Raw genomic sequence first — 11618 nt, forward strand, 5'->3', positions numbered from 1 at the left:
CTGTCGGCGCTACTGGGCGGCAGCTGGATGGTTCTGGAAGCGGCCAATCCGCTCACGGCGCGTATCGTATGGGGCTTTGTGCCGCTCTGGCTGGTTCTGAGCATCGCGGCTATCCGCTATGCCAGCCCCCTCACCGCCAACCTGCTGGGCGCGGGCCTGCTTGCCTGGCTCTATACACTCGCGCGCTGGCTGATCGGCGGCGATGATTTTGGCGGATACGCCCTGTTCGTCACGCTCGCGCTGGTTTGCGCGGCTGGCACTCTGGTGCTGGCGCTGACTGAAGAGCGCGGGCTGACGCTCAGCCGCATCGCCTCGCGCTGGCTGATGACCGGCGCGGTAGCCAGCGCGTTTGCCGCCCAGTTCTCCCTCGAGCGGGGATATGACGGTGCCACGGGCGCCCTTATCCCTGCCGGGCTGGTCTGCGTCGCCATTATCGGCGTGGCCGCATTCATACGCCTGCGCGCAGGCACGATGCGCCCGCTGCTGGCCTACTCCTTACCGCTTATTGCACTTTGTGGTCTGGGGCTGGCCCTTGTTCCGGCCTTCGCACCGGAATGGGCCGGCGCGCTGGAGATCATGGCGGGCGCCGCCGTCTTTGCCATAGCCGCCGCCATGGTAGCAGAGGGCGCACAGGCGGGCCGGGGCTTTACCGGCGGGCTGGGGCTCGTGCTGTTCATCGCCCAGGCCCTGCATGTTTACACGGCGCTGTTCGGCAGCCTGCTGGACACGGCGCTGTTCTTCCTGATTGGCGGATTGCTGCTTATCGCGATGTCGGTCATCGCCATGCGGCTGCAGCGCCGCAAACAGGCGCGCACGGAGGAGGTGCTGCCATGAGCGTGATGATCCGCCTGCTCTTGATTGCCGCGGGCATGACGGCCCTGCTGGCGCTGATGGTCATCAACCAGGCCAATGCCCGTGCTGGCGGCACGGAAATCCGCCTCGCCATGGAGCCGGTCGATCCGCGCGACCTGCTGCTGGGCCATTATGTGGAACTGGTCACGCCCTTGCAGCGCCTTGAAACCGCGCAGCTGCAAGGCGGGAGCGAACACGTGTTCGCGCAAGGCGACCGGATCTGGGTCGGGCTGGAGAGCGATGCAGACGGCTCCTCCCTACCCGTATCGGTCTATCCTTCACCACGCAGCGGCACCTATATCGAAGGGCGGGTGCGCCATGCCGGCTATGTCCGTGACGAGCCGGGCCAGTGGCTGACCGTCCACTATAATATCGAGCGCTATTTTGCCTCGCCCGAGGCCGCGCTGGAGCTGGAGGCGCTGCGCAACGAATCGCGCCTGCGCCTGATCGTGTCACTTGGCGGTTCAGGCAGCGCGGTCATCCGTGGTCTGGAAATCGACGGCGAAGATCATCTCGACCGACTGTTCTGAAGGACCGTACGATGACGATAAAGCTATACGCCAATGCCGGCTGGGGATCGGCTATCGTGGAGGCGCAGCTCGCCTGGTACGGCATTGATTTCCAGCTGGTGGAAAGCGGCGACCTTTTCCAGGACGCCGCCGCGCGAGAGAAGCTGGCCACCGTCAATCCGCTGGCTCAGGTGCCGACGCTTGTTCCGGATTCGGGCGAGATCCTGACCGAGAGCGCCGCCATCACGCTGTATCTGGCGGACCTGACGGGGAGCGACGCGCTGGTACCAGGTCCGGACAGCCCTGAGCGGTCCGCCTTCCTGCGATGGCTGGTCTTCATCGTGGCCAATATCTACCCGACTTATACCTATGCCGACGATCCGTCCCGCTTCGTGGCGGAGGAATCCGCCCGCAAGCCCTTCTTCAAGGCCGTCAACGCCTACGCCCAGAAGCTGTACACGCAGCTGGACGGTGCGGCTGGCAGCCCGTGGTTTCTCGGCGAGCGTATGAGCGCGCTGGATATCTATATCGGCGTGATGACCAACTGGCGCCCCGGCAAGGCGTGGCACGAAGCCAACTCGCCCCGCCTGGCCGCCATTGCCGGCAGGGTTGGCGAGAACCCTGCCGTGGGCGCCGTTCTGGCGCGCAATTTCCCTGACGGCTAGCGCGCCGCAAATTACCGCCTGAACACCCTCACAAAGACCGGGTAGAGCAGCATGCCCGCCAGCAGGCCGCCGACATGGCCGGCCCAGGCGATGGGTATGGAATAGAACATGCCGCCAATCGCGATCAGCACATTGATGAGCAGCCAGGGAATGGCGAGGCGCAGCATCCCTGCGCGGCCGCCATTGGCCCAGCCCGCCGCTGCAAACACGCCCGATACCGCCGTAGACGCCCCCACCATGAATGTGGGCTCGTTCAGATGGACCAGCGCGTGCAGCCCTGCTCCCGCGATGGCACAGGTGAAGTAGAAGGCGAGAAATCCCGCCGCAGCGAAAAAGCCCCGCCCGAAGGGCGCGGCTGCGGCACTGCCCACCGCCAGCAAAATTCCCATATTGAGCAGGACGTGCCACCAGCCCGCATGCACAAAGACGTGCAGAATGTAAGGGCTGAGACCGCCAAGCGGCGGCTCTGGCGGCGGATAAGGCAACATTTCCGGAGCCGTCACGAGCGCGCCTGACCACATGATAAGACCATGCAGGACATGGTTATTGGCCGCTGCCCAGCTATCAACGCCGTGCACCGCCAGGGTAAGCGCGCACAGGGCCAGCACCAGGCCGGAGACACCCGGCCCAAGGAATGGCACACGCACCGCCGCCGCCCGGTCTGCAGGATCGTGTTCGCCGGGGCCTGCACCGCCGGGTGCGCCAGGTTCCTGTTCAGTCAATGGTTTTTCCTTTTCGAAACCCACCGCAGACGGCGGCTGGCACACGCGTTGCAGCCACCAGGTCCAAGCGTATCCAAACAGGACACTGGAAAAGATTATGCCGCGTTTTGCCAAAGTCACCCTCGCCACCGCAGCCATCGCGCTTGCAGGCACCAGTATAGCCCAGGCCCAGCAGGCCGGGGATAACTGGAACCAGCCCTATGGCATGGCGCAAGGCGATGAGAACCGCCCCTATGCCGGCCAGCGCGGGCGTGGTGCTAACCGCGTCGTGATCAATGGCATCATCCAGACAGGCGTTGGCGTCTCGGCGCAAGGCACAGCTACCGGTTCGACCGGTCTTCGCGGCGGTGTGGGCGGCCATGGCCAGCACACCGGCTCCTCAGCCACCGCCATCGCCAACCAGCTCAACGTTGTCGTGAATGGCAACTACAACACGGTGGTCGTGAATTCGCGCCAGATCAACAATGGCGACGTCACGGCCAATGCCAGCGCCTCTCGCGCGGCGCAGCAAGCCAACACGCAAACCTCCTCCTCTACCCCTCAAAGTCCGGAGTCGCCCCAATGACCCGAATTAAAAGCCTTTTCGTGGCCGCCGCATCGGCTCTTGCCGTATCGGCCTGCGCCACCTCCAATTCCGGCTCTGACGGGCTGTATGCAACGCCGACGGGCAATGCGCCGGTTACGGCCAACCCGACCCCGTACTCGCAAGCGCTGGTATGCATTTCCGGCCATGCGCGCCAGCAGGGCCGTCCGGCACCGCGCGTCGCGGTGGGCCGCATCGCGGACTATACCGGACAGCTGGCGCCTGAAGGCGGTACGCGTGTCACCCAAGGCGCATCGCTGATGGCGATGAGCGCCTTTGCCAAGGCTGGTGCACGGCTGGTGGAGCGTTTCGACACATCGGTGGCCGAACTGGAGCTGCGGTATACCAACAGCCAGCTGATCGGCGACGAAGTTGAAGAGCAGGGCTTTCGCCAGATCTATGCCGGTGCGATGCCCGGTTCGGACTATTTCCTGGTCGGCGGCATTACCGAGCTCAACTCCAATATCCGCTCCAACGGTCAGGATCTGTTTGCCGGCGACAGCGTTGATTCCAGCCCGGCAGCGGTCTTCTCGCGCCGCGTCTATGTGATGAATGTCGCGCTTGATCTGCGCCTTGTGGACAGCCGCACGCTCGAAGTGGTCGATGTTGTGTCCTACCAGAAGCAGATCATTGGCCGCGAGCTCTCGGCTGGCATTTTCAGCTTCTTTGGCGATGCGGTGGTGGATCTGTCCGCCGGTGGCCGCTCGCTTGAGCCGGTCCAGCTCGCCGTACGCGCCGTCATCGAACGCGCCGTGCTTGAAATCTCGTCCCAGCTTTATGGCGTCCGTGCTGAATCGGTCTGCCAGTTCAATGATCCCATCGGCCCGTCGAATGTTACCGGCGGCGTCCAGCTCAATACGGCTTATGCCGGTACGGAGGCCCCCTATGTCCAGGCTCGCACTGACGTCAATCGTGGCCATGACCGCCGCGATAGCGACATCCGCAGCGTCCTTCGCGGCGTCTATCGATAGGATAGAGAACGACCAGGACAACAGCGCCCCGGTCGACGCCACTGTCGAAGTCGAAGCTGTCACGACGGAGATTGCTACCGCCATTGCTACGGCGCAGAGCAACTCGGCCGGCGGCAGCTTTACCAACGAAACCGAGATCGACTCGACGCAGGTCACAAACGGCGCGACCAGTGCCACGACCGATATCGAGGCAGATTCGGTGTGGGGGCTGTCGACCGGCTTTGCCACCGCGCAGGGCAATGCCCTGACGGTGGACGGCGAAGACGGTCTCGACATTGACGCCGAGCAGACGGCCGGTGCCGGTGCCAGCGTATCGGCGCTGTCCGCGCTGCGCCTGAACACCTATGGCGGCAATACCGCTCAATCGGCCATCGCCAGCGCCAACGCCGTCGAGGTGATGGGTTCAGGCAATATGCCGATGAATGTCCGCCAGTCTTCTGAAGCCGATGTCGAAGCGCGCTCCGAGATCGAGGCCGAAGAGGTCGAAACGGCGCTGGCCACCGCGCAGAGCGCGGGCAACAGCCTGACCGTAACCGGCTATGAGGCGAACATCATCGCGCTCATCGACCAGGAAAACAGCGGCAATGTGCGCTCAACCGTCGATGCCGACATCGCCCATGCCAACTGGGGCGTCACCGCGATGAGCGAAGCCTCCGGCAATACCGCCTCGTCCCAGAATGACTGGGGCTATGGCCATCTGCAGGGCGGCCAGAACAATTCAGGCGAGGTGCGCGCCACGACAACGCTGGCCGTCGGCACGTTTGGTGACGGTCCGGTCGTCGGTTCGGCCCACGCCGTTGGCAATAACGCGCTGGTGTCCAATATCGGGGCAGATGCCTATAGCGGCGTGACGCAGAACAATTCGGCCGCGGTAACGGGACAGGTCTCCATGCAGCTGGGAACCGGCATGGCCGCCTACGGCACCAGCTCGGCCATCGGCAATGCCCAATCGGCCTATATCTGTGCGACCTGCCCGGTGGGCCTGAACGCTCCGGTGAACCAGGTCAATTCCGGCGCGATCAGCTCGGTTACGCAGATGCGGGCCAATGGCTATGTCGGCGGCATGACCGGATCGGCCACAGCCGTCGGCAATGTCTCGACCTTCTCCACGGTCACAGGAAACTAGACGAGATCACAGGGAACTAGACCAGGTCGTCCAGATCGACATTCAGCGCTCCGGCCAGCCGCTTGAGCGCTGATACGCTGCCCTCCTTGCGGCCTGTCTCGATCTCCGAGAGGAAGGCCGGGCTGATCCCGGCCCTGGAGGCCAGCGCGCGGGCGGTCAGCCCGCGATGACGGCGCCAGACACGCACCGGATTGCCGCCAGCCACCAGCTCGGCAACCACGCTGGCAGGGACCAGCTCTTCCTCGCCGCTGCGCAGGCGCGCGGCTGTCTTTTCAGCAGCCGCGATATCCGCCGCGTCCAGCAGGGCCTCGTACTGCTTCAGCGGGATGACCACCAGCTTTTCGCCCGATGGCGTGGTTATGGTCTGCATGGCACCGCTCCTACTCATAGATGCTGCCTTGCGCCGCGATCTTCAGTATCTCAAGCACGCGGCCCTGATCGTCCATGATCACCCGCCAGTCCCCCACCCGCAGGCGGAGATAGGGTGATCCGGCCAGAGCCTTCACGTTATTGGCAAGGCTTGCGGTGTTTTCAGCGAACTGACTGATCTTGGCCATGATGCGCTGTGCATCCGTGACCGGCATACGGCGCAATGCCTTTACCGCTTGCTTGCTGTAAGCAATCACTTTCACGCTATATATTCGCCTATAGCGAATTTATGTCAAGATTTTCTAGAAAAAGCCCAGCGTGTCCGCTTGCGGGTTGCCGGCCATCAGCCGGTCCAGGCCCGCATTATAGTTGGCGAGCTGGGCCTGCATGTAGGCCGGCACCTGCCCGCCTTTCTTGCCCGCGCCCGGACCTTCCAGCAGCTGTTTGAGCGCTGGATCCTGCGTCAGCTCGCGCCAGGCACGCTGGATGACGTTCATCGCTTCGGTCAGGGCCTCGCTTGCCGCAATCGCGCCATCGCGGCTGGAAATACTGTAGCTGCCACCAAGCCTGAGCGAGAAGGATGGCGGCGCGGCCGCGCTCTCATCGCGCGTGCTCTTCTTGGTCAGCGATTTTCCGGTGATCGTGCCGGAGGGAAGCCCCAGGCTTTCCAGCGCATTCTGGCCGTCTGAGCCGGCTTTCAGCTCGATGCTGACCCCGTCGCGCGGGGTGATGCGCAAAAACTCTTCGCCCGTGCGCCGCCCGACGGCTGACGTGCCATTAAGCAGCAGGACCGCGTTCAGCTTGAAGGTCAGCGAGCGCATGGTCTCGTTCGCGTCGATGGTAATCTTCTGCGCGCGCCGGCCATTGACCGAAATATAGAAATGGTCGCCTTCGCGTGCCGCACTCTGGGCGGTCACCACCCGGCTGTCGGCATAGACGATCTTGCCGCTCGGCAGGCCGAGCTTTGACAGGACCGAATCGCCCTGCGGATCAAGGATAATGCCCGCACCTTGCGAGACGCCGCCGCGCCCGGAAATCTGCTGCGTCCACTCATGCGCGCCAGTGGCCGCATCGAAGCTGGCCGCGAACGCGTTGCGCGTGCCGTTCTGGTTTGCGCCGGGCAGTTCGCCATTCGTCGTGCCGGACAGATAGACCTTGCCGCCCGACACCTGAATTCCGGTGGCGAGATCATCAACGCCCGTGCCGAGGAAGGTCGTGTAGCTGACATTGGCCTCCGCCCCGTCCTCGATTTTCACGAGGAAGGCATCGCGCCCGCCTTCATTGGCTGCCAGAGGCGCGCTCGGCGCGAAGGCCGCCCCCGCGCCGCCAGTCAGATAGATCGCGCCGTCATCATCCACCGTGATGGCCGTGATGCGCCCGCCGCCCAGCGCACCCATGTCCAGCGTCCAGACCGGATCGCCGGTGCCGTCATCGCCGGGCGCGAACTTGGTGACGACCGCCCGCCCGTCAACTTCGCTGGCGATCAGCAGGCCGCCATCCTGCGCATTGGTAACGGCGCGCGCGCGTTCAATGCCTGCGCTGGCCTCCACGCCGCGCGTATAGAGCACGCTGCCGTCTGCCCCGATCGCGCGGACATAGCCATCAAGGCTGCCCTGATTGGCCATGCCGCCAAAACTGCCGCGCGCTTCACCGACAACGTAGATCGTGCCGTCATCGCCAATGGTCACGGCGTTGGCACGGTCATCGCCGGCTGCGCCAAAGCGCTGGGCCCATTGCTCCACGCCATCGGCATTGAATTTCACGACAAGGGAATCCTCGCCGCCCAGATCGTTCGTGCCGCCAAGCGCGCCTTTTACCGATCCCGCAACGACGACATTGCCCGCGCTGTCCACGGCAACCGATGCGCCATTGGCCTCGCCCGCTGCGCCCAGCACCCGGCTCCAGACTTCCTTGCCGTTGGAATCGTAGCGCATGAGGACCAGATCGGACTCGCCCCTGATATCCTGTCCGCTGACGCCGGAACTGGTGCGGCCAACAACATAAATGCCTCCATCGGGGGCCTGCGTAATCGAATCAATGGTCAGCGGGTTGGCTGCTTCAGAGCTGCGCGTCTCGCCATTGGGAAGCGGCACATCGGTGATGGTGCCGTCCGCTTCGATACGCTGTGCGAACTGGACCGTTGGCGTACCATCCAGCCCGGTGATTTTTGAGAGCTGCCCAGCCGCGCTGTCACCTGTCCCGGTCACGCCCGCCATATAGATGGCCGGCTTGCCTTGCGGCGCCGAAAACGAGACCTGCTCGGTCAGCACGCCATTGATGCGCAGCGCCCAGTCATTGGCCGTGACGATACCGGCTGGCCCCACTTCGCCCACACGGACAGATGAGAAGCGGGTGACAACCTCCTGCTCTTCCAGCCTGGAATTGATGAAGTCGGTGACATTGCCCATCGTGCGCGGTGTCGCGCCCATTTCATTGAGATCGATGGCGACATTGATGTCACCGCCATTCTTGCGCACCGTCACGGTAAACTCGACATCACCCTGAAAGGCCGTGACCGCCTGATCGGCCGGCCCTTTGTGAATGATGCCGGTTGTGTACTCGCTGATGCCGCGGCTGACCGCGACCTCGCTCTCCGCTTTGGTCAGCTGTGTGTTCTTCAGAACCGAAATCTCGTCCAGCTTCAGATTGGAAAAGAAATCGTCCATCTGGCCAAGACCTTCCTGGAAACGGCGGTCCCAGAAGGCCATATCGACCGGATTTGTATTGCGTTCACTGGCTGCAGCGGCCAGCGATTGCAGCGCGCGAAGGCCGGTGAACATGGCGTAGAGCTTTTTCTCGTCCTGGCTGACATTCAGCTTGGAAAAAGCGCTGGCCTCTGAATCAAAGAAGCGGCCATTGGCCAGAACCGAGCGGCGCACCGCGTCCAGCGCCGTCACCTCGCCGCGCGGATCCCACGGCGGCAGCACGTCCTTGTCACGGGTGGAACCTTGCGTCTGCTGCGCGGGCGCGCGCGTGTTCGCCGCTGCGTTGCGCGCAGCGTTCTGCGCGGAAAACCACGCACCCAGAACATCGCCTGACAGGCCGGTAATCACGTGTCGTTCCCTGCGGACAGAATCGCCCACCGGCCAGCTTCGCAAACCATCACCAACAAAAGGTTAGTCCGCTGTACAACGCCGCGTCCCTCGTCAACCAAGGCTAAGACAGTGTTAACGGCTGAAGGCCGAAGGTTAACGCGCATTCGTGATTCGATATTTCCTTGTGAGGACAGATGAGCGCCACAGCGTCCAAAGCCACTGCCCCGGCCGCCGCGAAAGGCGATCTGGAGCCGCTCTTCCTGGGCCGGGATTTTCGCTCTCCGCGCATGAATCTCGATGGCAAGACCGTGCTCGTTACCGGCGGCACCGGCTCGTTCGGGCATCATTTCGTCCGCACGGTGATCGAGGAATTCAAACCGAAGAAACTCATCATCTTTTCGCGCGACGAGCTCAAACAGTATGAGATGGCGCAGCTCTTCCCGCCCGCGCAATATCCCTTCATGCGCTATTTCATCGGCGATGTGCGCGATGAGGGCCGGCTGGACATGGCGATGCGCGGGGTGGACGTGGTGATCCACGCCGCTGCGCTCAAACATGTGCCGATTGCCGAGTACAACCCGTTTGAATGCATCCGTACCAATGTGTTCGGCGCGGAGAATGTGGTGCGCGCAGCCATCAAGCGCGGCGTGAAGCATGTCTGCGCCCTGTCCACCGACAAGGCGGCGAACCCGATCAATCTCTATGGCGCATCCAAGCTTGCCTCGGACAAGATTTTCAGCGCGGCGCAGAATATTGGCGGCGAGGATGGTCCCATTTTCTCGGTCGTGCGCTACGGCAATGTGGTCGGTTCACGCGGCTCGGTCGTGCCGTTCTTCAACAAGCTGATCGCCGAAGGCGCAGACCATCTGCCCATCACCGACGAGCGCATGACGCGCTTCTGGATCACGCTGACCCAAGGGGTGAATTTCGTGCTCTCCTCGCTGGCCATGGCCAAGGGCGGGGAGATTTTCGTGCCGAAAATCCCCTCCATGCGCACGACGGATCTGGCCCGCACGCTCGCCCCCGGCCTGCCGCACAAGATTATCGGCATACGCCCCGGCGAGAAGCTGCACGAGATCATGGTCCCGGAAGACGATGCCCGCTCAACGGTCGAGCTGGAAGACCGCTATGTCATCGTGCCCCCGCAGCGCACCACGCTGATGGCGCAATGGCTGGACGCGGGCGCAGCAGCCCCTGACGGCTTCTCCTATGCCTCTGACAGCAATCCGGAGCGGCTGGACGCCCGTGCGCTGCAGTCCCTGCTGGGGCAGGCGTTCGGGAGTTAGCCTCCCTTCCCTGAACTCCCGGCCAAGCGAAGCACAGAGCCGGGACCTTGCGCAGGAAAATCGGAACAAGACCGGGTTATCGAGGCTGTCTGCCGATGTCTCCCCCCGTTTACGGGGGGAGTGGTCCGAAGGACCGAGGGGGGGTGTTCCCAATAGCTCCCCCCTCCGTCAGCTTCGCTGACACCTCCCCCGTAAACGGGGGAGGAAACCGATCTCTAACCCAGCACCTCAGCCAGCGCCGCGCACACCCGCTCCACATCGCCCGTGCCCATGCGCGTGAAGAGGGGCAGCGATAATGTCTGCACATAATGCGCCTCGGCACCTGGCAGGCTCCGGCAGCCATAGCGGCGGACATAGTAGGGCTGGGTGTGGACCGGGATGTAGTGGACCTGTGTGCCGATGCCACGCTCTTTCAGGGCATTCATCACGACCGCGCGCGTGCGCCCGGCGGCCTCGAAATCGATTTGCACATTCATCAGATGCCGGCACGGATCGCTGCCTTGCGGATCAGCGGGCAGGCGCACCAGCGGCGCAAGGGCATGCAGGTGCTCGCGATAAGCTACCGTCAGCGCGCGGCGTTTGGCGGCGAACTGCGCCATGCGGGCGAGCTGCGCCCGGCCAAGCGCGGCATTGATATCCGGCAGGCGGTAATTCCAGCCCAGAGACGCCATCTCGTGATACCAGGGCTCGCCCGCGCCTTCGGCCCGCTCAAACCTCGCCGCATCGCGCTCAATGCCGTGGCTGCGCTGGCGCGCCATGCGCGCGGCGAGATCGGGACTGTTCGTGGTCACCATCCCGCCCTCACCGGTGGTGAGCGATTTGACCGGGTGGAAAGAGAAGGTCGCCGCTTCGCTATGCGTGCAGGCCCCGACCATCGCGCCTGATGCGCCGCGCGAGGCGATAGCGTGGCAACTGTCTTCAATGATCGCCAGGCCGTGCTGGCGGGCGAGGGCCGCAATCGCCTCCATGTCGCACGGCACACCGGCCAGATGCACGGGCAGTACGGCCTTCGCCCTGCCCCCTGCCCGCTCCAGCGCATCTGCCAACGTGTCAGCGGTCAGCAGGCCCGTCGCCGGGTCCACATCGGCAAACACAATCTCCGCCCCGCAATAGCGCGCGGCATTGGCGGTCGCCATGAAGGTGATGGACGGGACAATGCAGACATCCCCCTCGCCCACCCCCAGCGCATCCAGCGCGAGGTGAAGCGCCGTCGTGCCATTGGAGCATGCAATGGCGTGGGCGGCCCCGGTGAACCGCGCAAACTCCGCCTCGAATGCGGGGATTTCCGGCCCGGTCGTCAGATAATCGGATTGCAGCGCGCGCACGGCGGCGGCGATATCAACCTCGTCAATATCCTGGCGCCCATAGGCAAGTAAATCAGCCTGCTGCGTCATCGGGGTGCTCCGTAGCCCGTCTCATGTTGCAGACCAGCATGGCGTGAGTCGCGCGCCTGCCATCGCCCGCCCGGTTTGCAGGCAGACGCGCTCTTAAGGCGAGCAC

General features: G+C 63.9%; 12 protein-coding genes (1 of these 12 running past the window's edge). 7 read left to right on the forward strand and 5 right to left on the reverse strand.

Annotation, left to right across the window (positions count from 1 at the left end):
* The 3 genes in view from AB6B38_RS07655 to AB6B38_RS07665 are tightly spaced (at most 11 nt apart) and all read left to right on the forward strand, a layout consistent with a single transcriptional unit that may run on beyond the window.
* On the forward strand, positions 1-834 hold the 3' portion of the coding sequence (locus AB6B38_RS07655; protein WP_371392254.1) for a DUF2157 domain-containing protein. It extends 459 nt beyond the left edge of the window; only the last 834 of its 1293 coding nucleotides appear in the window; the start codon falls outside the window, past its left edge; its stop codon occupies positions 832-834.
* A complete protein-coding gene (locus tag AB6B38_RS07660) occupies positions 831-1382 on the forward strand; it encodes a GDYXXLXY domain-containing protein (protein ID WP_371392255.1) in 552 nt (183 codons plus the stop codon). The genes AB6B38_RS07655 and AB6B38_RS07660 overlap by 4 nt, the downstream gene beginning before the upstream one ends.
* Positions 1383-1393: 11 nt before the next feature.
* Positions 1394-2026 (forward strand): glutathione S-transferase family protein, encoded by a 633-nt coding sequence (locus tag AB6B38_RS07665; RefSeq protein WP_371392256.1) that lies wholly within the window; start codon positions 1394-1396, stop codon positions 2024-2026.
* 11 nt (positions 2027-2037) lie between these two features.
* On the opposite strand, the gene AB6B38_RS07670 is transcribed toward AB6B38_RS07665, so the two are convergent.
* The gene (locus tag AB6B38_RS07670) at positions 2038-2748 is read right to left on the reverse strand and encodes a rhomboid family intramembrane serine protease (RefSeq protein ID WP_371392257.1); all 711 of its coding nucleotides are present in this window, start codon (positions 2746-2748) and stop codon (positions 2038-2040) included.
* Positions 2749-2845: 97 nt separating this feature from the next.
* On the opposite strand from AB6B38_RS07670, the gene hfaA reads away from it, so the two are divergent.
* Genes hfaA through hfaD form a run of 3 tightly spaced genes read left to right on the forward strand, consistent with a single transcriptional unit; the run spans position 2846 to position 5428 of the window.
* Positions 2846-3313, forward strand: coding sequence for a holdfast anchoring protein HfaA (gene hfaA / locus AB6B38_RS07675; protein WP_371392258.1), 468 nt, complete (start codon positions 2846-2848; stop codon positions 3311-3313).
* A complete protein-coding gene (gene hfaB, locus AB6B38_RS07680) occupies positions 3310-4302 on the forward strand; it encodes a holdfast anchoring protein HfaB (RefSeq protein WP_371392259.1) in 993 nt (330 codons plus the stop codon). The genes hfaA and hfaB overlap by 4 nt, the downstream gene beginning before the upstream one ends.
* Positions 4217-5428, forward strand: coding sequence for a holdfast anchor protein HfaD (gene hfaD / locus AB6B38_RS07685; RefSeq protein WP_371392260.1), 1212 nt, complete (start codon positions 4217-4219; stop codon positions 5426-5428). Before hfaB ends, hfaD begins: the two co-directional genes overlap by 86 nt.
* Before the next feature lie 16 nt (positions 5429-5444).
* Here hfaD and AB6B38_RS07690 read toward each other — a convergent pair whose 3' ends face one another.
* From AB6B38_RS07690 to AB6B38_RS07700, 3 genes are read right to left on the reverse strand one after another with little or no spacing between them, the layout of a single operon-like run.
* On the reverse strand, positions 5445-5798 hold the full coding sequence (locus AB6B38_RS07690; RefSeq protein WP_371392261.1) for a helix-turn-helix domain-containing protein: 354 nt from the start codon (positions 5796-5798) through the stop codon (positions 5445-5447).
* Positions 5799-5808: 10 nt separating this feature from the next.
* Positions 5809-6060 carry a type II toxin-antitoxin system RelE/ParE family toxin gene (locus AB6B38_RS07695; RefSeq protein ID WP_371392262.1) on the reverse strand — a complete coding sequence of 84 codons (252 nt, stop codon included), beginning with the start codon at positions 6058-6060 and terminating at the stop codon, positions 5809-5811.
* A gap of 39 nt (positions 6061-6099) precedes the next feature.
* Positions 6100-8850: a hypothetical protein gene (locus AB6B38_RS07700; protein WP_371392263.1), complete on the reverse strand. Its 2751-nt coding sequence runs from the start codon at positions 8848-8850 to the stop codon at positions 6100-6102.
* Positions 8851-9026: 176 nt separating this feature from the next.
* Between AB6B38_RS07700 and pseB the strand changes: the two genes are divergently transcribed.
* Complete coding sequence (gene pseB, locus AB6B38_RS07705; protein WP_371392264.1) at positions 9027-10118, forward strand: UDP-N-acetylglucosamine 4,6-dehydratase (inverting); 1092 nt, start codon at positions 9027-9029, stop codon at positions 10116-10118.
* Positions 10119-10333: 215 nt separating this feature from the next.
* Here pseB and pseC read toward each other — a convergent pair whose 3' ends face one another.
* The gene (gene pseC, locus AB6B38_RS07710; protein ID WP_371392265.1) at positions 10334-11512 is read right to left on the reverse strand and encodes a UDP-4-amino-4,6-dideoxy-N-acetyl-beta-L-altrosamine transaminase; all 1179 of its coding nucleotides are present in this window, start codon (positions 11510-11512) and stop codon (positions 10334-10336) included.
* Between the last annotated feature and the right edge of the window lie 106 nt (positions 11513-11618).

The sequence above is a fragment of the Glycocaulis abyssi genome, from assembly GCF_041429775.1.
Lineage (GTDB): Bacteria > Pseudomonadota > Alphaproteobacteria > Caulobacterales > Maricaulaceae > Glycocaulis > Glycocaulis abyssi.

Excerpts from the sequence above, each read along its gene's own strand:
- pseC (WP_371392265.1), bottom strand. The coding sequence starts at position 11,512 with ATGACGCAGCAGGCTGATTTACTTGCCTATGGGCGCCAGGATATTGAC.
- AB6B38_RS07690 (WP_371392261.1), bottom strand. The coding sequence starts at position 5,798 with ATGCAGACCATAACCACGCCATCGGGCGAAAAGCTGGTGGTCATCCCG.
- AB6B38_RS07660 (WP_371392255.1), top strand. The coding sequence starts at position 831 with ATGAGCGTGATGATCCGCCTGCTCTTGATTGCCGCGGGCATGACGGCC.
- hfaD (WP_371392260.1), top strand. The coding sequence starts at position 4,217 with ATGTCCAGGCTCGCACTGACGTCAATCGTGGCCATGACCGCCGCGATA.
- hfaA (WP_371392258.1), top strand. The coding sequence starts at position 2,846 with ATGCCGCGTTTTGCCAAAGTCACCCTCGCCACCGCAGCCATCGCGCTT.
- AB6B38_RS07665 (WP_371392256.1), top strand. The coding sequence starts at position 1,394 with ATGACGATAAAGCTATACGCCAATGCCGGCTGGGGATCGGCTATCGTG.
- pseB (WP_371392264.1), top strand. The coding sequence starts at position 9,027 with ATGAGCGCCACAGCGTCCAAAGCCACTGCCCCGGCCGCCGCGAAAGGC.
- hfaB (WP_371392259.1), top strand. The coding sequence starts at position 3,310 with ATGACCCGAATTAAAAGCCTTTTCGTGGCCGCCGCATCGGCTCTTGCC.